Below are 19,362 nucleotides of genomic sequence, written 5' to 3' on the forward strand. Positions count from 1 at the left end.
CAAGGGCATGGCTGGTTGGCTACGTTCGGGAGGGATAACCGCTGAAAGCATCTAAGCGGGAAGCCTGCTTCGAGATGAGGACTCCCACCCACTTGATGGGGTAAGGCTCCCAGCAGACGACTGGGTTGATAGGCCGGGTCTGGAAGCACCGCAAGGTGTGGAGGTGACCGGTACTAATAGGCCGAGGGCTTGTCCTCAGTTGCTCGCGTCCACTGTGTTGGTTCTGAAACCACGAACGACCCCACGCCCGTAGGGTGTGGTGCGGTTGAGTGTTTCATAGTGTTTCGGTGGTCATAGCGTGGGGGAAACGCCCGGTTACATTCCGAACCCGGAAGCTAAGCCCCAGAGCGCCGATGGTACTGCAGGGGGGACCCTGTGGGAGAGTAGGACGCCGCCGAACAAATTGTGACAGGGTTGGACCCCGAACTTCGGTTCCGGGTCCAACCCTTTTTTGTTCTGCGTCACTTGAAGTTCACGTTGCGCCACGAGCATCCATCCCATGGGTACTGCTGCACTGCTCAGGGCCGCCGGTGTCGGAGTCGGTGACGAGGTGGTCGTGTCCGCCTTCGGGAACGTGGAAGTCGCCGAGGCTGTCACCCTTGCAGGCGCGTTGCCGGTGTTCGCCGAGATAGATCCGGTGACCTACTGCCTCGCGCCGGCCGCTGTGGAAGCCGCCATAACTCCGCGGACGGCAGCTGTTGTTGCCGTCCACCGCTTCGGCAGGCAGGCCGACATCGCCCGGTTGCACATCCTCGGGCAGCGGCACGGCCTGCTGATACTGGAGCGCGGAGAGTCCGAGGGGCCGTACGACGAGATCGCTCGGCGCAGGGCGCGGGCGGCCTATCTCGACGCGAAACTGCGGGGTGTTCGAACGCCCGACGGTGGTGACGGGCACACCTACCAGCAGTACGTCGTGCGAGTGCCCGGGAACGGTCGCCCGGACCGGGACGCTTTTGCACGAGCCGTACGGGCCAAGGGGGTTGAGTGCAGGGTGCCGGTGAAGACGCCCGTGCACCGGCTGCCCGGATTCCGGCGGTGCGTTTCCCTGCCCGAGACCGAGCGGGCTGCCGACGAGACCCTGGCCCTGCCCGTGGACGCCTCGCTGACCAAGCGGGACATGCAGCGTGTCGCGTCGGCCTGCAACGCGCTGGGCGGGCTGCTTCAGCCGGCTCTCTGAACCGTGGTTGGGAGCACAGGGCTGGTCAGGGTATGATCTATTCCGTTGCCAACGCGGGAAACCGCAGAGCGGCAACAGGCCCCTATAGCTCAGTCGGCAGAGCGTCTCCATGGTAAGGAGAAGGTCAACGGTTCGATTCCGTTTGGGGGCTCCGACAGAAAGGCCCCGCCCTCCCGGGCGGGGCCTTTCTCATGCCCTGGCTCTCAGTCCTGGTGGAGGCCCGGGACGCGCATGGCGAGGATCGCCATGTCGTCGGAGGGGGCGTCGGAGGCGAAGCGTTCCACGGCGCGCATGATGCGGGCGGCGACCGCGCCCGCGGTGAGGCCCGTGCAGGTCGTCAGGACCTCGGCGAGGCCGTCGTCGCCCAGCATGTTCAGGCCCTCACGGCGCTCGGTGACACCGTCGGTGACGCACAGCAGGACGTCGCCCGGGTCGAGGATGACCGTCTGCTCGTACAGGTCCAGGTCCTCGAGGACACCGAGGAGGGGCTGCGGTTCGGCGGCGGGTTCCACGGTGCCGTCCTGGCGCAGGCGCAGCGGGAGGGGGTGGCCCGCGCACACGACCTTCAACTCCGCGCTGCCGTCCTCCTGCGGGCGCAGCTCGCCGTACAGGAGGGTGAGGAAGCGGCTGCGGGCGCCCTCGTCGAGGATGGCGGAGTTCAGGCGCTCGAGGACCGCCGGGCCGCTGAGGCCCTCGCGGGCCAGCAGCCGGAGCGCGTGCCGGGCTAGCCCGGTGACGGCCGCGGCGTTCGGGCCCGTACCGCAGACGTCGCCGATGGCGAAGCCGTAGGCGCCGTCGCTGATCGGGAACAGGTCGTAGAAGTCGCCGCCGACCTCATTGCCTTCGCCTGCCGCGCGGTAGATGACCTCGACCTCGACGCCGTTGATCACGGGGAGTTCCGGCGGCAGGAGGCTGCGCTGGAGGGACTGGCTGATGGCCGTGCGCTCGGAGTAGAGACGGGCGTTGTCCAGGGCCAGGGCGGCCCTGCGGGAGAGGTCCTCGGCGAGTTCCAGGATCTCCTGCCGGAAGTGTTCGTCGGTCGGTTTGCCGAGCGTCAGCATGCCGATGACGCGGTTGCGGGCGACCAGGGGGAGGACCACCGTCTCGCCGCCCACCGCGGAGGCCGTCGTGAGGGTGGGGCCGATGCCGGGGGTGACCTGGCTGTTCGGGCCGCCGCTCAGGCCGAGGCTGCGCATGGAGGTGCGCAGGGCCGCCTGGTGGGCCACCTCGCCGGGCGCCGACCATACGCGGGCGCCGGGGGTGGGGACCGGGTCGGGCGGGGCCATCTTCGAGAGCAGGGACTTGATGCCGTCGATGAGTTCCTCGTCCTCGTGCAGGACGTAGGAGAGGTACGGCTCGGAGGCCTGGTCGGCGATCGTGTAGACGGCGCACCAGGTGGCCAGGGTGGGGACGGTCATCTGGGCCATGAGCGCCAGGGTCTGGTCGCGGTCCAGGGTGCCGGCCAGCAGGTCGGAGGCCTCGACGAGGAAGCTCAGTGAGCCGCGGCGCAGTCGTTCCAGCTCGCCCAGGCGGGCCGACTCGACGGCCAGGGCGATGCGGTCGGCGGCGAACTGGAGGCGCAGTGCCTCCTCATTGGAGTATCTGCCGGCTCCTTCCGCGGCGACGCCGAGGGAGCCGGTGAGGCGGCCCTCGACCTTGAGCGGGACGGTGACGACCGAGCGCATGCCGGTGCCGTTGAGGAGGGGGACCGCGCCGGGCAGGGCGGTGAGGTCGTCGTGGACGGACGGCATCCGGGCGGAGCCGTAGCGGCCGGAGCCGGCCTCCACCGGGACGCGGGCGAAGCGCTGTCGGGCGGAGGGCAGGCCGGTGGAGGCGCGTACCTCGAGTTCGGTCTCGTCGTCGGTGGCGAGCAGGAGGAAGGCGGAGTCGCCGTCGAGCATGTCGCGGGCGCGTTCCACCGTGCGCTGGAGGAGGCTGTCGAGGTCGTCGGGGGCGGGCGAGCCGATGAACACCTCGAAGGGGTCGGTGCTCTGGTTCTCGGAGGTGTCGGAGGCGGTGACTCGCAACGGGGTCTGCAGGACGGCCCGTTCGTGGTCCCTGACGAGGAGGCACACGGTGGACGGGTCACCGTCCGCGTCGCGGACGCGCAGGTGGGAGGCGTAGACGGGGGTCACTCGGCCGTGGGCGTCCCTTATGCCGTAGCTGCCTTCCCAGCGGGAGAGTTGGAGCGCCTCCGCGATGCCGGTGCCGGTGCCGGGAGTGTGCGGCCAGGCTGCGAGATCGGTGAGCGGCTTGCCGGTGACCTGGTCGGCTCTGTATCCGAAGAGTTCTTCCGCGTCTTCGTTCCAGGAGGAGATGGCGCCGATCCGGTCGATCTGCACGACGGCGACGCGGACCCGGGTGTCGGCGATGGGCAGGAGGTCGGACGGCAGTGCCGGACCGGCCGCGCGGGTGCCCACCGGACGCTCGGGAATGTCGAGTTGGAACCAGACGGTCTTGTAGGTGGGGCTGTACTCCACGCCCCAGCGGTCGGCCAGGGCCGCGCAGAGCTGGAGGCCGCGTCCGCCCTCGCGGTCGGGGCTGCCCATGGTGGCGGCCGAGCCCTGGAGCGGCACTTCGCGTTCCGGATACCGGTCGGCTACCTCGATCCGTACGCCGTCGTCACTGCGCAGGCACAGGAGGTCGGCGGAGGTGCCGGCGTGGACCACGGCGTTGGTGACGAGCTCACTGGTGAGGACCACGGCGTCGTCGATGATGTCGGCGAACCCCCACCCCTGGAGGGTGTCGCGGACGAAGGCGCGGGCACTCGCGACCGAGCGTCCGACGGGCTCGAAGCTGGCGGCCGCGCGCGCGGTGATCACAGAACTCCTCGACCGGTTCTCTGCGGGCATGGTTCCACGGCCGACCGGTTCGTCCCGCTGGTGCGGCAGGCCGTTCGTCGGCCGTGGGTCCGGGGGCTGGTCCCCCGGGATCAGTCCGGTGGTCATGTGTGCGGCCGCCCTCCGATGCCCGCTCGACTCCGTGCCGGCCATCGCCCGGGCCGGACGGACCGGCGTGGCTGGACAGCCGCATGCAAGGTTACTTACCTTCGCGGTCCGAGCGGATGCCGGTCTGCGGTGTTTCCGTCCGGAGGTGTCCGACGCTCGGAAGCTGTGCGGACGATGTGCGAAGCTGCCGAACTGTTATGGCCTGGTTCGGTGGGGGTGAAACACTGGGCAGGCTTGTTGTTGCGAAGGTCCGGACAGGCGGGGTGTCTTCCGTGCCGGGCGGGCAGTGGTCCCGGACGGCCCCCCGGCCTGCCGGGCAGGTATCGCGGTACAGGAACATGCACGAGTAAGCAGAGTAAACAGTAGGAACAGCTTTCACGGGTACGCCGTGCGGCGGTGCCCGAGCACGAGCAGTAACGGTCGACCCCTGCGGGAGGGACACAGTGGAGTCTGGCGCAGCGACGCGGGGCACGAACACGCGCGCGAAGGGCGGACGGTCCCTGAGTGGGCAGGGCAGAGCGCGGGGCGGGACCACCGAGGTGGACTCGGCGGCCCTGAACCGTTTGATGGTGGCCCTGGTGGCGATGCGGGACGGCAACTTCCGCAAGCGGCTCACGGTGTCCGGTGACGGCCCGATGTCGGAGATCGCCGCGGTCTTCAACGAGGTGGCCGACCGCAATCTTCATCTGACGGGTGAACTGGCGCGGGTGCGGCGCATGGTGGGGCGTGAGGGGAAGCTCACCGAGCGCCTGGAGACGGGGCCCTGCGAGGGCTCCTGGTCGACCGCGATCGACAACTCGAACGCGCTGGTGGACGATCTGGCACGGCCCGTTTCCGAGGTCAGCCGGGTGCTGTCGGCGGTGGCCGAGGGTGATCTGTCGCCGCGGATGGAGTTGCGGACGCAGGTCACCGACGGGTCGGGGCAGCCGCTGCGCGGAGAGTTCCTGAAGGTCGGCCGTACCGTCAACAACCTGGTCGACCAGCTGTCGAGCTTCACCGACGAGGTCACCCGCGTGGCCAGCGAGGTCGGTACCGAGGGCAAGCTGGGCGGTCAGGCCCGGGTGCGCGGCATGTCCGGTTCGTGGAAGGACCTCACGGACTCGGTCAACACCATGGCGGAGCGGCTGACGGCGCAGGTGCGCGACATCGCGCTGGTGACGACGGCGGTCGCCCGTGGCGACCTGTCACGCAAGGTCACCGTGCATGTCGAAGGCGAGATGCTGGAGCTGAAGAACACCGTCAACACGATGGTCGACCAGCTCTCGGCGTTCTCCTCCGAAGTGACGCGCGTCGCGCGCGAGGTGGGCACCGAGGGCGCACTGGGCGGACAGGCGCAGGTGCCCGGGGTGGACGGCGTGTGGAAGGAACTCACCGATTCGGTGAACACCATGGCCGGGAACCTGACGGCCCAGGTGCGCGGGATCGCGGAGGTGACGACCGCCGTCGCCAACGGCGACCTGTCACGGAAGGTGACCGTACCGGCGCGCGGCGAGGTCGCTCAGCTGGCCGAGACGATCAACCAGATGACCGAGACGCTGCGGATCTTCGCGGACGAGGTGACCCGGGTCGCCAACGAGGTCGGGGCCGAGGGGCAGCTGGGCGGTCAGGCGAACGTGCCGGGCGCCGCCGGTATCTGGAAGGACCTGACGGACTCCGTCAACACCGTGTTCCGGAACCTGACCACCCAGGTGAGGGACATCGCCGCCGTGACGACGGCGGTGGCCAACGGCGACCTGTCGCAGAAGGTCACCGTGGACGTGGCCGGCGAGATGCTGGAGCTGAAGAACACCGTCAACACGATGGTCGACCAGCTGTCCTCCTTCGGCGCCGAGGTCACGCGGGTGGCGCGAGAGGTCGGTGTCGAAGGCGAGCTGGGCGGGCAGGCGCAGGTGCCGGGGGCGGCGGGGACCTGGAAGGACCTGACGGACTCCGTCAACACCGCGTTCCGCAACCTCACCGGTCAGGTGAGGAACATCGCCCAGGTGACGACGGCGGTGGCCAACGGCGACCTGTCGCAGAAGGTCACCGTCGATGTCTCCGGCGAGATGCTCCAGCTGAAGAACACCGTCAACACGATGGTGGACCAGCTGTCGAGCTTCGCCGACCAGGTCACACGCATGGCCCGGGACGTGGGCACGGAGGGCCGCCTGGGCGGTCAGGCCCGCGTGGACGGCGTGTCGGGCACCTGGAAGGAACTCACCGACTCCGTCAACTCGATGGCGTCCAATCTGACCGGCCAGGTGCGCAACATCGCCCAGGTCACCACGGCGGTGGCCCGGGGTGACCTGTCGCAGAAGATCACCGTGGACGCGCGCGGCGAGATCCTGGAGCTGAAGAACACCGTCAACACGATGGTGGACCAGTTGTCGTCGTTCGCCGACCAGGTCACACGCGTGGCCCGCGAGGTGGGCACGGAGGGCCGGCTCGGGGGCCAGGCGCAGGTGCCCGGTGTCGCCGGGGTGTGGCGCGACCTCACCGACTCCGTGAACGGCATGGCCGGCAATCTCACCGCGCAGGTGAGGAACATCGCCCAGGTGGCGACGGCGGTGGCCCGGGGTGACCTGTCGCAGAAGATCACCGTGGACGCGCGCGGCGAGATCCTGGAGCTGAAGAACACCCTGAACACGATGGTGGACCAGCTGTCGTCGTTCGCCGAGGAGGTCACGCGGGTGGCCCGCGAGGTGGGCACGGAGGGCCAGCTCGGCGGTCAGGCCGAGGTGCAGGGCGTCTCCGGCACCTGGAAGGACCTCACCCAGTCGGTGAACGGCATGGCGAACAACCTGACCCTCCAGGTGCGCAACATTGCCGAGGTCACCACCGCGGTGGCCCAGGGCGATCTGTCGAAGAAGATCACCGTCGATGCCAAGGGCGAGATCCTCGCGCTCGTCACCACCGTCAACACGATGGTGGACCAGCTGTCGTCGTTCGCGGAGCAGGTGACCAGGGTGGCGCGTGAGGTGGGCACCGAGGGCATCCTCGGCGGCCAGGCCCACGTACCCGGGGTCACGGGCATCTGGAAGGACCTGAGCGACAACGTCAACCTGATGGCCAAGAACCTCACCACCCAGGTGCGGAACATCTCCGAGGTCTCCGCCGCGGTCGCCAACGGCGACCTGACGCGGCAGGTCACCATCGAGGCGCGCGGTGAGCTGGCGCAGCTCGCCGACACCATCAACATCATGGTGCGGACGCTGAGTTCGTTCGCCGAGCAGGTCACCAAGGTGGCCCGCGAAGTGGGTACGGACGGCATCCTCGGCGGTCAGGCGCACGTACCGGGTGTGGCCGGTACGTGGAAGGACCTCACCGAGTCCGTGAACCGGATGGCGTCCAACCTGACCGGTCAGGTGCGCAACATCGCCATGGTGACCACGGCCATCGCCAAGGGTGACCTGACGAAGAAGATCGACATCGACGCGCGGGGCGAGATCCTGGAGCTGAAGACCACCATCAACACGATGGTGGACCAGCTGTCCTCGTTCGCCGAGGAGGTCACGCGGGTGGCCCGCGAGGTGGGCACGGAGGGCCAGCTCGGCGGTCAGGCCCGCGTGCGGGACGTCGACGGCACCTGGCGGGACCTGACCGAGTCCGTGAACGAGATGGCCGGGAACCTGACCCGGCAGGTGCGGGCCATCGCCCGCGTGGCGACCGCGGTGACCCGCGGCGACCTGAACCTGAAGATCGACGTGGACGCGTCCGGGGAGATCCAGGAACTCCAGGACTACATCAACAAGATGATCGCCAACCTGCGCGACACCACGATCGCCAACAAGGAGCAGGACTGGCTGAAGGGCAATCTGGCCCGTATCTCCGCGCTGATGCAGGGCCGCCGGGACCTGGAGGACGTGGCCTCGCTGATCATGAGCGAGCTGACGCCCGTGGTCTCCGCACAGCACGGCGCGTTCTTCCTCTCGATGCCGCTGGTCGACGGGGAGGACGTGAGCGTCGACGAGAACGACCAGTACGAGCTGCGCATGCTCGGTTCGTACGGCTACTCGCTGGGCTCCATGCCGACGTCGTTCCGGCCCGGTGAGGGGCTCATCGGGACGGCCGCCATGGAGAAGCGCACAATCCTGGTGGAGAACGCGCCCAGTGGCTACCTGAAGATCTCCTCGGGGCTCGGGGAGGCGCCGCCGGCCCAGGTGATCGTGCTTCCGGTGCTGTTCGAGGGGACCGTGCTGGGCGTCATCGAACTGGCCTCCTTCACGCCGTTCACGCACATCCAGAAGGACTTCCTGAACCAGATCGCCGAGATGATCGCGACAAGTGTCAACACCATCTCGGTGAACACCAAGACGGAGCTGCTGCTGGCTCAGTCGCAGGAACTGACCGAGCAACTCCGTGAGCGCTCGGCCGAGTTGGAGCAGCGGCAGAAGGCACTCCAGGCGTCCAACGCCGAACTGGAGGAGAAGGCCGAACTGCTGGCGCGGCAGAACCGCGACATCGAGGTGAAGAACACCGAGATCGAGGAGGCGCGGCAGGTCCTGGAGGAGCGCGCCGAGCAACTCGCGGTCTCCATGCGCTACAAGAGCGAGTTCCTGGCCAACATGTCGCACGAGCTGCGGACGCCGCTCAACTCCCTGCTGATCCTGGCCAAGCTGCTCGCCGACAACGCCGAGGGGAACCTCTCCCCGAAGCAGGTCGAGTTCGCCGAGACCATCCACGGCGCAGGCTCCGACCTGCTGCAGCTGATCAACGACATCCTCGACCTGTCGAAGGTCGAGGCGGGCAAGATGGACGTCTCCCCGACGCGTATCGCGCTCGTCCAGCTCGTGGACTACGTGGAGGCCACCTTCCGGCCGCTGACCGCGGAGAAGGGCCTGGACCTGTCGGTCAGGGTCTCCCCGGAGCTGCCGGCCACGCTGCACACCGACGAGCAGCGGCTGCTCCAGGTGCTGCGCAACCTGCTGTCGAACGCGGTGAAGTTCACCGACTCCGGGTCGGTCGAGCTGGTCATCCGGCCGGCTCGGGACGACGTTCCGCAGGCCATCCGGGAGCAGTTGCTGGAGGCCGGTTCGCTGACCGACCCGGACGCCGACCTGATCGCGTTCTCGGTGTCCGACACGGGTATCGGGATCGCCGCCAGCAAGATGCGGGTGATCTTCGAGGCGTTCAAACAGGCGGACGGCACGACCAGCCGCAAGTACGGCGGCACGGGGCTCGGGCTGTCCATCTCGAGGGAGATCGCACAACTGCTCGGCGGTGAGATCCACGCGCAGAGCGAGCCGGGCCGCGGTTCGACGTTCACGCTGTATCTCCCGCTGTACCCCAGCGAGTTGCCCCCGCACGGTTACCAGCAGACCATGCCGACGTTGGAGAGCGGCGGTCCGACGGCGCCGGCGGCGTCCGCCGACCCCGCGGTCGTGACACCGGTCGAGGTGACGTCGTACCGGGAGATCCAGAACGGTCCGGCCGCGCTGTTCCGGCGGCGCCGCAGGCCGCTGCCCCAGCTGGAGCGGCGGCCCGCGCCGCAGGCCCCCGAACAGGGGTCCGGCGCGGAGCAGGAGCAGGAGCAGGCGGCCCGGTCGCACCGCGGTATCCGGTTCGGCGGACAGAAGGTGCTCATCGTCGACGACGACATCCGCAACGTGTTCGCGCTGACCAGCGTCCTGGAACAGCACGGCCTTTCCGTGCTGTACGCGGAGAACGGCCGCGAGGGCATCGAGGTGCTGGAACAGCACGACGACGTGGCGGTCGTCCTGATGGACATCATGATGCCCGAGATGGACGGTTACGCGACGACGACGGCGATCCGTCGGATGCCGCAGTTCGCGGGGCTCCCGATCATCGCGCTCACCGCGAAGGCGATGAAGGGCGACCGTGAGAAGGCGATCGAGTCGGGAGCCTCCGACTACGTGACGAAGCCCGTCGACCCCGATCACCTGCTGTCGGTGATGCAGGAATGGATGAGGGGGCTGAGGGGTTCTGAGGGGGCGTGAGGGCCTGAGGGCGACACCACGGGAGAGGGGGCGCGTGGGCGGCGCCCCCTCGGCGTGCGATGGTGGTGGGAGACTTCGCCGCGCACGGGGAATCGTTGTCGTGGTGTGCGCGAAGTTGTGTAGAAGCACGTGATCCGGGGAACCTTCTGGTCTCCTGCCGCGTTTCCGCTACGTGCACAGTGACATCACGGTGACAGGGTGTGGCGACAGGCGGGGTGCGGCTACGATGACCGGCACGAGGACGGGCGGCGCAAGGGAGTCGTCCCCTGGGGCGGCACCCGCCGGTGCCCATCCAGGTCCTGCGGACAGGGGAGGCCCCAAGCCGGGGCGAGGAGGGCGGGCCATGGTGCAGAAGGCCAAGATCCTCCTGGTCGATGACCGGCCGGAGAATCTGCTGGCGCTGGAGGCGATCCTCTCGGCGCTCGATCAGACGCTGGTACGGGCATCGTCCGGGGAGGAAGCGCTCAAGGCACTGCTCACGGATGATTTCGCGGTCATCCTGCTGGATGTCCAGATGCCGGGCATGGACGGCTTCGAGACCGCGGCGCACATCAAGCGCCGGGAGCGGACCCGGGACATCCCGATCATCTTCCTCACCGCGATCAACCACGGCCCGCACCACACCTTCCGCGGCTACGCGGCAGGTGCGGTCGACTACATCTCCAAGCCGTTCGACCCGTGGGTGCTGCGTGCGAAGGTCTCCGTGTTCGTCGACCTGTACATGAAGAACTGCCAGCTGAGGGAGCAGGCGGGACTGCTGCGGCTCCAGTTGGAGGGCGACGAGAAGGAGTCCGGGGAGCAGAAGGAGCCCGTCGGCCTGCTCGCCGAACTCTCCGCGCGGCTCGCGGCTGTCGAGGAACAGGCCGAGGCACTGACCAAGCAACTCAACGACGAATCGACCGACGCGGCCGCGGTGGCCACGGCGGCCCACCTGGAGCGCAAGCTCACGGGGTTGCGGCGTGCGTTGGACGCGCTGGAGCCGGGCACGGGCCCCGCGTCGCCGATGCCGTCGCAGAACTGATCGGCAGGGTGCGGTTCTTGCCGCTCACCCGGCGCGGTCCCGGGGTGAGGCGGCGTCAGTTCGGCGCCTCCGCCGAAGCGACACGAACGGGTGAAGCATCTGGCGCGCGTGTCCACAGGCGTCTCCACCGGTAACCTCACCCCCATGGCCTCACGTCCCTCCGCCGCCAAGAAGCCACCCGCGAAGAAGGCGGCTGCTTCCGCGAAGGCTCCGGCGAAGAAGGCCGCTGCCAAGAAGCCGCCCGTGAAGAAGGCCACGGCGAGGAAAGCCACTACGGCCAAGAGGGCCGCGGCGAAGAAACCCGTGCCCAAGCCGGCTCCCAGCCCGACGGGCGGCGTCTACCGCCTGGTGCGCGCCCTGTGGCTCGGCCTGGCGCACGCCGTCGGGGCGGTCTTCCGCGGCATAGGGCAGGGCGCCAGGAACCTCGACCCCGCCCACCGCAAGGACGGCCTCGCGCTGCTGCTGCTCGGCATCGGACTCATCGTCGCCGCGGGCACCTGGGCCGACCTCGAGGGGCCCGTGGGCGACCTGGTGGAGATCCTGGTCACCGGCGCCTTCGGCCGGCTCGACCTGCTGGTGCCGATCCTGGTCGCGGTCGTCGCCGTGCGCTTCATCCGGCACCCGGAGAAGCCGGAGGCCAACGGCCGCATCGTCATCGGCCTGTCGGCCCTCCTCATCGGGGTACTCGGCCAGATCCACATCGCCTGCGGCTCGCCCGCCCGCAGCGACGGCATGCACGCGATACGGGACGCCGGCGGGCTCATCGGCTGGGGCGCGGCCACGCCACTGTCGTACACCGTGACCGATGTGCTCGCCGTGCCCCTGCTGGTGCTGCTCACCGTCTTCGGTCTGCTGGTCGTCACGGCCACCCCGGTCAACGCCGTCCCGCAGCGGCTGCGGTTGCTCGGTACCAAGCTGGGGCTCGTCCACGACCGGACGCCGGAGGAGTACGGCGAGTACGGCGATGACGACGAGCGCTACGAGGAGCAGTGGCGCGAGGCGTTGCCCGCCGGCCGCCGCGGACACGGACGGGCGCCCCAGGAGTACGCCCCCGGCACCCCCGGCATCCCCGACATTACGGAGCAGGAAGCGCTCTCCCGGCGACGCTCCCGCCCGCGCCGGTCCGCGGTGCCGCAGCCCGACACGAACCGGCCGATGGACGCCGTGGACGTGGCCGCCGCTGCCGCCGCCGCGCTCGACGGCGCCGTGCTGCACGGGATGCCGCCCTCGCCGATCGTCGCCGACCTCACCCAGGGCGTACGCGTGGGGGACCGCGAGTCGACCACGCCGACACCGGTCCCGGCCGCCCGTCCCCGGCAGGAGAAGCCGAGGGCGGGCGAGCCGAAGCAGGAGAGGCCGGAGGCGGGGGTCCTGGACATGACGAAGGCGCCGCCCGTCGAACCCCGGGACCTGCCCGCCCGCGCGGAGCAGCTCCGGCTCTCCGGTGACATCACCTACTCGCTGCCCTCGCTCGACCTGCTCACCCGCGGCGGTCCGGGCAAGGCGCGCAGCGCGGCCAACGACGCCATAGTCGAAGCCCTGCGGAAGGTCTTCACCGAGTTCAAGGTGGATGCCGCCGTCACCGGCTTCACCCGCGGCCCGACGGTCACCCGCTATGTGGTGGAGCTCGGACCGGCCGTCAAGGTCGAACGGGTGACCGCGCTGACGAAGAACATCGCGTACGCCGTCGCCAGCCCCGACGTGCGCATCATCAGCCCCATCCCCGGCAAGTCCGCCGTCGGCATCGAGATCCCGAACACCGACCGGGAGATGGTCAACCTCGGTGACGTGCTGCGCCTCGCGGAGTCCGCTGAGGACGACGACCCGATGCTGGTCGCCTTCGGCAAGGACGTCGAGGGCGGCTACGTGATGGCCTCGCTGGCGAAGATGCCGCACATGCTGGTCGCCGGCGCCACCGGCTCCGGAAAGTCGTCCTGCATCAACTGCCTGATCACCTCGGTCATGATGCGGGCGACCCCGGAGGACGTCCGGATGATCCTGGTCGACCCCAAGCGCGTGGAACTCACCGCCTATGAGGGCATCCCGCACCTGATCACACCGATCATCACCAACCCCAAGCGGGCCGCCGAGGCCCTCCAGTGGGTCGTGCGTGAGATGGATCTGCGGTACGACGACCTCGCCGCCTACGGCTACCGGCACATCGACGACTTCAACCGCGCGGTGCGCGAGGGCAAGGCCAAACCGCCCGAGGGCAGCGAGCGGGAGCTCCAGCCGTACCCCTACCTGCTGGTGATCGTCGACGAGCTGGCCGACCTGATGATGGTCGCCCCGCGCGACGTCGAGGACGCCATCGTGCGGATCACGCAGCTCGCGCGGGCGGCCGGCATCCACCTGGTGCTCGCCACACAGCGGCCCTCGGTCGACGTCGTCACCGGTCTGATCAAGGCCAACGTGCCCTCCCGGCTCGCGTTCGCCACCTCGTCGCTCGCGGACTCGCGGGTCATCCTCGACCAGCCCGGCGCCGAGAAGCTGATCGGCAAGGGCGACGGGTTGTTCCTGCCGATGGGCGCGAACAAGCCCACGCGCATGCAGGGCGCGTTCGTGACCGAGGAGGAGGTCTCGGCCGTCGTCCAGCACTGCAAGGACCAGATGGCGCCCGTCTTCCGTGAGGACGTCGTCGTCGGGACCAAGCAGAAGAAGGAGATCGATGAGGACATCGGCGACGACCTCGACCTGCTGTGCCAGGCAGCCGAACTGGTCGTCTCCACCCAGTTCGGGTCGACGTCCATGCTCCAGCGCAAGCTGCGCGTGGGTTTCGCGAAGGCCGGCCGGCTCATGGACCTCATGGAGTCCCGGAACATCGTCGGGCCGAGCGAGGGTTCGAAGGCGCGTGACGTTCTTGTGAAGGCCGATGAGCTGGACGGCGTGCTCGCGCTGATCCGGGGGGAGTCTGAAGGGTAAGGAGGGACGCGGTCGTTGCTCCGCCGCAGCCGGACGGCGGATCGTGACCCACCCGTAAGGGAGCACAGCGCAACCGTTTCCCTTCGGCGTACGTCAACGTGAGGGAAGTGCCAAACCGCAGGTCCACCATTGGCATATCGGGCCATTCCGATGGCGTACAAAGTCCTACCGTCCGGTTGCCCCACCCTTTTGTCATCCCCCTAGACTGAACCTCCAGCACAGGTGGCTACACGCTCGAAAGGCGCCCCCGTGTCCATCGGCAACTCTCCTGAAGACGAGCGTCCGTTCGAAGACGTATCCGAGGAAACCCGCCCCTCCGTCGGCCGTGCGCTGCAGCAGGCACGCATCGCCGCCGGCCTCACCGTCGACGACGTCACCACCGCCACCCGGGTCCGTATCGCCATCGTGCGCGCCATCGAGGCGGACGACTTCGAGCCCTGCGGCGGCGACGTCTACGCGCGCGGGCACATCCGGAGCCTGGCCAGGGCCGTGCAGCTCGACCCTGCCCCGCTGATCGCCCAGTACGAGGCCGAGCACGGAGGCCGCCCGGCTCCCACCCCGGCCGCCCCCCTGTTCGAGGCGGAACGCATCCGCCCGGAGCGGCGCGGACCCAACTGGACCGCGGCCATGGTCGCCGCGATCGTCGTCGTGGTCGGCTTCGTCGGATTCACCATGGTCAAGGACGGCGACGAAGGCGGCAAGGAGAACGTCGCCGACAGCGCCACCCCCAGCACGTCCGCATCGTCCACCCCCGAGTCCAAGAAGCCCGCAGACCCCGAGCCGGAACCCTCGGACAGCGCCATCGCGGCCGCGCCGCAGGACAAGGTGACCGTCATGGTGAGCGCTCCCGACGGGCGCAGCTGGATCTCCGCCAAGGACCACAGCGGCCGGTTGCTCTTCGACGGGCTGCTCAAGCAGGGCGACTCCAAGACCTTCCAGGACAGCACGAAGATCAACCTGGTACTCGGTGACGCCGGCGCGATCGACCTCTTCGTCAACGGCAAGAAGATCGAGGACGACTGGCAGCCGGGGGCCGTGGAGCGCCTCACGTACACGAAGGGCGACCCGCAGGCCGGATAGCCGGAGGCGGACGACGCTTCGCCGACGGGGCCGGCCGGGATCGGCCGGCCCCGGTCGGTCAACCCCGTCGACGTGGGGGGTCGGCGGGACGAAGTAGTCTTGAGCCCATGCCTGAACGCCGCACCGTCGCACTCGTCACCCTTGGCTGCGCCCGTAACGAGGTGGACTCGGAGGAGCTCGCAGGCCGTTTGGAGGCGGACGGCTGGCAGCTCGTGGAGGACGCCGGAGAAGCGGACGTCGCCGTCGTGAACACCTGCGGCTTCGTCGAAGCCGCCAAGAAGGACTCCGTCGACGCCCTCCTGGAGGCCAACGACCTCAAGGGCCACGGAAGAACGCAGGCCGTGGTGGCGGTGGGCTGCATGGCCGAGCGGTACGGCAAGGAACTGGCCGAGGCGCTCCCCGAGGCCGACGGCGTGCTCGGCTTCGACGACTACACCGACATCTCGGACCGCCTCCAGACCATCCTGAACGGCGGCATCCACGCCTCCCACACCCCCCGAGACCGACGCAAGCTGCTGCCGATCAGCCCCGCAGAGCGCCAGGAGTCCGCCACGTCCGTCGCCCTTCCGGGGCACGGCCCGGTGGACCTCCCCGACGGCGTAGCCCCGGCCTCCGGACCCCGCGCGCCCCTGCGGCGCCGGCTGGACGGCACCCCGGTCGCCTCGGTGAAGCTCGCCTCCGGCTGCGACCGGCGCTGCTCCTTCTGCGCCATCCCGTCCTTCCGCGGTTCCTTCATCTCGCGCCGCCCGAGCGATGTGCTGAACGAGACGCGGTGGCTGGCCGAGCAGGGCGTGAAGGAGATCATGCTGGTCTCCGAGAACAACACCTCCTACGGCAAGGACCTCGGCGACATCCGCCTCCTGGAGTCCCTGCTGCCCGAACTCGCCGAGGTCGACGGCATCGAGAGGGTCCGCGTCAGCTACCTCCAGCCCGCCGAGATGCGCCCCGGCCTGATCGACGTACTGACCTCCACGCCGGGGGTCGTCCCCTACTTCGACCTGTCCTTCCAGCACTCCGCGCCCGACGTGCTGCGCGCGATGCGCCGCTTCGGCGACACCGACCGCTTCCTGGAGCTACTCGACACCATCCGGAGCAAGGCACCGCAGGCCGGTGTGCGCTCCAACTTCATCGTCGGCTTCCCCGGCGAGACCGAGGCCGACCTCGCCGAGCTCGAGCGGTTCCTGAACCACGCCCGGCTGGACGCCATCGGTGTCTTCGGCTACTCCGACGAGGAGGGCACCGAAGCGGCGACGTACGAGCACAAGCTGGACGAGGACGTCGTCGCCGAGCGGCTGGCGCATGTCTCCCGGATGGCCGAGGAACTCGTCTCGCAGCGCGCCGAGGAGCGGGTCGGCGAGACCGTGCACGTGCTGGTGGAGTCCGTCGACGACGAGGAGGGCGTGTACGGGCGTGCGGCGCACCAGGCCCCCGAGACGGACGGCCAGGTGCTGCTCACGAACGGCACCGGTCTGCGTCCGGGCCGTATGGTCGAGGCGAAGGTCGTCGGCACGGAAGGTGTCGACCTGGTGGCCGAGCCGCTCTTCCAGGGTTCGCCCGCGTTGAGTCAGGAGGCTGGCAGATGACGGGTGTCCCGGCATCCGCGGCGGGAGGCCCCTCCGGCGCGAGGAGGGCGTCGGCGAGTCCGGCGGGCCGCCCGAGGGCCGGTGGGACCGCGGGCGGTGACGCCTCCCGGTCCTCGGTTTCCGGTGGCATGACCGACCGTGTCCCAGGCGGGAACGGCAATGGCCACGGCAACGACGACCGTGACCGTGACGGGCAGTCGGCGCGGGGCGGGAAGATCACGGCGGCAGCCGTGAACCAGGCCAGCGTCTGGAACGTCGCCAACCTGCTCACCATGCTCCGGCTGGTGCTCGTACCGGCATTCGTCGCCCTCATGCTCGCCGACGGCGGATACGACCCGGCCTGGCGCGCGTTCGCGTGGGCGGCCTTCGCCGTCGCCATGATCACCGACCTGTTCGACGGTCATCTGGCACGCACCTACGACCTCGTCACCGACTTCGGCAAGATCGCCGACCCCATCGCCGACAAGGCGATCATGGGAGCGGCGCTGATCTGCCTCTCCGCGCTGGGCGACCTCCCCTGGTGGGTCACCGGAGTCATCCTCGGCCGGGAACTCGGTGTCACCCTGCTGCGTTTTCTGGTCATTCGTCACGGAGTGATCCCGGCAAGTCGCGGGGGCAAGCTCAAGACCCTCACCCAGGGCGTGGCCGTCGGCATGTACGTACTGGCGCTGACCGGGTGGCTGGCCACCCTGCGGTTCTGGGTGATGGCGGCGGCCGTCGTGCTCACCGTCGTGACCGGACTCGACTATGTGAGGCAGGCCATGGTGCTGCGCAGGAAGGGAATCATCGAGCGCGAAGCGGCGTTGAAAGAGCCGGAAGCTTGAGTTCCCGGGCTGCCGAAGCAGTGCGACTACTCACCGTCAAGGGTGAGACGCTGGCCGTCGCCGAGTCGCTCACCGGCGGTCTGGTCGCGGCGGAGATCACCTCCGTGCCCGGAGCGTCGAAGGTCTTCCGCGGCTCGGTGACGGCTTACGCCACCGAGCTGAAGCACGAACTGCTCGGCGTCGACGCCACCCTGCTGGCGCAGCGCGGAGCGGTGGATCCGCAGGTGGCGGCCGAGATGGCGGTCGGCGTCCGCAAGGCGCTGGGCGCCGACTGGGGCATCGCGACCACGGGTGTCGCCGGCCCGGATCCCCAGGACGGGCAACCCGTCGGGACGGTCTATGTGGCGGTGTGCGGGCCGTCGGTGACGGATTCCGTTTTTTCCGGTGGCGGAAAAGTGGAGCATCTGCGATTGAACGGCGACCGGGCGGAAATTCGTATGGAGAGTGTACGGAGCGTACTCGCACTGCTTCTCGGGGAGCTTGCGGGCGAACAGACCGGGAATGAGCGGGCACAGGATACGGAACGGAACGGGGGGTTTTGATGTTTGCAGCCCAGAGTGAACACGACATCGCTCCCCGCACGGCCGCAGCGCAAGGCGGTACGGTGGGGCGAGAAGGATCCGGATACACGGCCCGAGGAGGTAGCCACCGATGATTCTGCTCCGTCGCCTGCTGGGTGACGTGCTGCGTCGGCAGCGCCAGCGCCAGGGCCGTACTCTGCGCGAAGTCTCCTCGTCCGCCCGAGTCTCACTCGGCTATCTCTCCGAGGTGGAGCGGGGGCAGAAGGAGGCTTCCTCCGAGCTGCTCTCCGCGATCTGCGATGCGCTGGACGTACGGATGTCCGAGCTCATGCGGGAAGTGAGCGACGAGCTCGCCCTCGCCGAGCTGGCCCGGTCGGCTGCGGCGACGCCCAGCGAACCCGTGCCCGCGTCGGTCCGTCCGATGCTGGGTTCCGTCTCGGTGACCGGCGTGCCACCGGAACGGGTGACCATCAAGGCGCCCGCCGAGGCGGTCGACGTCGTCGCCGCCTGAGCGGTGTGAAGGTGTGAGAGGCCCCGGCCGGGGTCCTTCCGGAAGATCCGGAGGGGTGCCGCCGGGGTTTTCGCTTGCCCACGGCTTCCCGGTGCGTGCGTTTGCCGGTCCGGTGCGTGGCGGCGATGGTTGAGGGAATGAGGGAGAAATCCACACGCGGTGACCAGCCTTGGAGGCGCGGATGTACGTCGTGAAGAGCCCGTTGTCCGACGAGAACCTGAAAACCGTGTCCGAGGCGCTCCAGGGAGCCCTCGTCGACCTGGTGGACCTCGCTCTGGTGGCGAAGCAGATCCACTGGAACGTCGTCGGGCAGCGCTTCCGTTCCGTGCACCTGCAGCTCGACGAGGTGGTGACCCTCGCGCGGACGCACTCCGACACCGTGGCGGAGCGTGCCGCGGCGCTGGGCGTCTCACCCGACGGGCGCGCCGCGACGGTGGCCGTCGGCAGCGGCATCGGGGTGACGCCCGAGGGCTGGGTCGACGACACGGCCGCGGTGGGCGCCATGGTGGACGCACTGGGCGCGGTGATCGAGCGGATGCGCGAGCGGGTCGGTGCGACCGCCGAGCCGGACCCGGTGAGCCAGGACATCCTCATCTCGGCGACGGCGGGTCTCGAGAAGCAGCACTGGATGTTCCAGGCCGAGAACGGGTGACGTGGCCCCGGGCGCTGTGCTGAGCGGCGGGGTGGGTGTGCGGCCCACGGGGCACACGCGGCGTACGTGGCCTGTGGCGGCATCGGCGCGGCGGCAGGCGCGGTGCGCGGTGCGCCCGTGTGCCGGCGGTGCGCCCTGGCTGCCCGGATGAGTGCCCCTATAGCGTCCGGCTGGAGGTGCCGGAGGT

11 protein-coding genes, 1 tRNA gene and 2 rRNA genes are annotated in these 19,362 nt (G+C 69.3%); 13 read left to right on the forward strand and 1 reads right to left on the reverse strand.

Going from position 1 to position 19,362, the window contains the following annotated elements:
• From DIZ27_RS21510 to DIZ27_RS21525, 4 genes are all read left to right on the forward strand, one after another.
• Positions 1-197: ribosomal RNA gene (locus DIZ27_RS21510) — 23S ribosomal RNA — on the forward strand; the annotation flags it as partial.
• 86 nt (positions 198-283) lie between these two features.
• Positions 284-400, forward strand: a 5S ribosomal RNA gene (gene rrf / locus DIZ27_RS21515).
• A 114-nt stretch (positions 401-514) separates the two neighbouring features.
• A complete protein-coding gene (locus DIZ27_RS21520) occupies positions 515-1,177 on the forward strand; it encodes a DegT/DnrJ/EryC1/StrS family aminotransferase (protein ID WP_181383637.1) in 663 nt (220 codons plus the stop codon).
• A 78-nt stretch (positions 1,178-1,255) separates the two neighbouring features.
• Positions 1,256-1,328, forward strand: a tRNA-Thr gene (locus DIZ27_RS21525).
• Between the two features lie 52 nt (positions 1,329-1,380).
• Here DIZ27_RS21525 and DIZ27_RS21530 read toward each other — a convergent pair.
• Positions 1,381-4,125 (reverse strand): SpoIIE family protein phosphatase, encoded by a 2,745-nt coding sequence (locus DIZ27_RS21530; RefSeq protein WP_109380078.1) that lies wholly within the window; start codon positions 4,123-4,125, stop codon positions 1,381-1,383.
• A 443-nt stretch (positions 4,126-4,568) separates the two neighbouring features.
• Here DIZ27_RS21530 and DIZ27_RS21540 point away from each other — a divergent pair, with 443 nt between their 5' ends.
• The 9 genes from DIZ27_RS21540 (at position 4,569) to DIZ27_RS21580 (ending at position 19,175) form a co-directional block, all read left to right on the forward strand.
• On the forward strand, positions 4,569-10,061 hold the full coding sequence (locus tag DIZ27_RS21540; RefSeq protein WP_109380079.1) for a HAMP domain-containing protein: 5,493 nt from the start codon (positions 4,569-4,571) through the stop codon (positions 10,059-10,061).
• Positions 10,062-10,404: 343 nt separating this feature from the next.
• The gene (locus tag DIZ27_RS21545; RefSeq protein WP_109380080.1) at positions 10,405-11,082 is read left to right on the forward strand and encodes a two-component system response regulator; all 678 of its coding nucleotides are present in this window, start codon (positions 10,405-10,407) and stop codon (positions 11,080-11,082) included.
• 144 nt (positions 11,083-11,226) lie between these two features.
• A complete protein-coding gene (locus tag DIZ27_RS21550) occupies positions 11,227-14,004 on the forward strand; it encodes a DNA translocase FtsK (protein WP_181383632.1) in 2,778 nt (925 codons plus the stop codon).
• Between the two features lie 249 nt (positions 14,005-14,253).
• On the forward strand, positions 14,254-15,084 hold the full coding sequence (locus tag DIZ27_RS21555) for a helix-turn-helix domain-containing protein (RefSeq protein WP_109380081.1): 831 nt from the start codon (positions 14,254-14,256) through the stop codon (positions 15,082-15,084).
• 107 nt (positions 15,085-15,191) lie between these two features.
• Positions 15,192-16,667, forward strand: a complete 1,476-nt coding sequence (gene rimO, locus DIZ27_RS21560) for a 30S ribosomal protein S12 methylthiotransferase RimO (RefSeq protein ID WP_109380082.1) — start codon at positions 15,192-15,194, stop codon at positions 16,665-16,667.
• Positions 16,664-17,491: a CDP-diacylglycerol--glycerol-3-phosphate 3-phosphatidyltransferase gene (pgsA, locus tag DIZ27_RS21565; protein ID WP_109380083.1), complete on the forward strand. Its 828-nt coding sequence runs from the start codon at positions 16,664-16,666 to the stop codon at positions 17,489-17,491. The genes rimO and pgsA overlap by 4 nt, the downstream gene beginning before the upstream one ends.
• Complete coding sequence (locus DIZ27_RS21570) at positions 17,488-18,033, forward strand: CinA family protein (protein ID WP_109380084.1); 546 nt, start codon at positions 17,488-17,490, stop codon at positions 18,031-18,033. Before pgsA ends, DIZ27_RS21570 begins: the two co-directional genes overlap by 4 nt.
• A 109-nt stretch (positions 18,034-18,142) precedes the next feature.
• Positions 18,143-18,523: a helix-turn-helix domain-containing protein gene (locus DIZ27_RS21575; RefSeq protein ID WP_109380085.1), complete on the forward strand. Its 381-nt coding sequence runs from the start codon at positions 18,143-18,145 to the stop codon at positions 18,521-18,523.
• Between the two features lie 181 nt (positions 18,524-18,704).
• A complete protein-coding gene (locus tag DIZ27_RS21580; RefSeq protein ID WP_109380086.1) occupies positions 18,705-19,175 on the forward strand; it encodes a Dps family protein in 471 nt (156 codons plus the stop codon).
• Positions 19,176-19,362: the final 187 nt, after the last annotated feature.

Origin of the sequence: Streptomyces sp. NWU339, from assembly GCF_003143855.1 — a bacterium.
Classification (GTDB): Bacteria; Actinomycetota; Actinomycetes; order Streptomycetales; family Streptomycetaceae; genus Streptomyces.

Coding starts and splice junctions, on each gene's coding strand:
- DIZ27_RS21545 (WP_109380080.1), top strand. CDS start 10,405: ATGGTGCAGAAGGCCAAGATCCTCCTGGTCGATGACCGGCCGGAGAAT.
- DIZ27_RS21575 (WP_109380085.1), top strand. CDS start 18,143: ATGATTCTGCTCCGTCGCCTGCTGGGTGACGTGCTGCGTCGGCAGCGC.
- DIZ27_RS21580 (WP_109380086.1), top strand. CDS start 18,705: ATGTACGTCGTGAAGAGCCCGTTGTCCGACGAGAACCTGAAAACCGTG.
- pgsA (WP_109380083.1), top strand. CDS start 16,664: ATGACGGGTGTCCCGGCATCCGCGGCGGGAGGCCCCTCCGGCGCGAGG.
- rimO (WP_109380082.1), top strand. CDS start 15,192: ATGCCTGAACGCCGCACCGTCGCACTCGTCACCCTTGGCTGCGCCCGT.
- DIZ27_RS21530 (WP_109380078.1), bottom strand. CDS start 4,125: ATGACCACCGGACTGATCCCGGGGGACCAGCCCCCGGACCCACGGCCG.
- DIZ27_RS21550 (WP_181383632.1), top strand. CDS start 11,227: ATGGCCTCACGTCCCTCCGCCGCCAAGAAGCCACCCGCGAAGAAGGCG.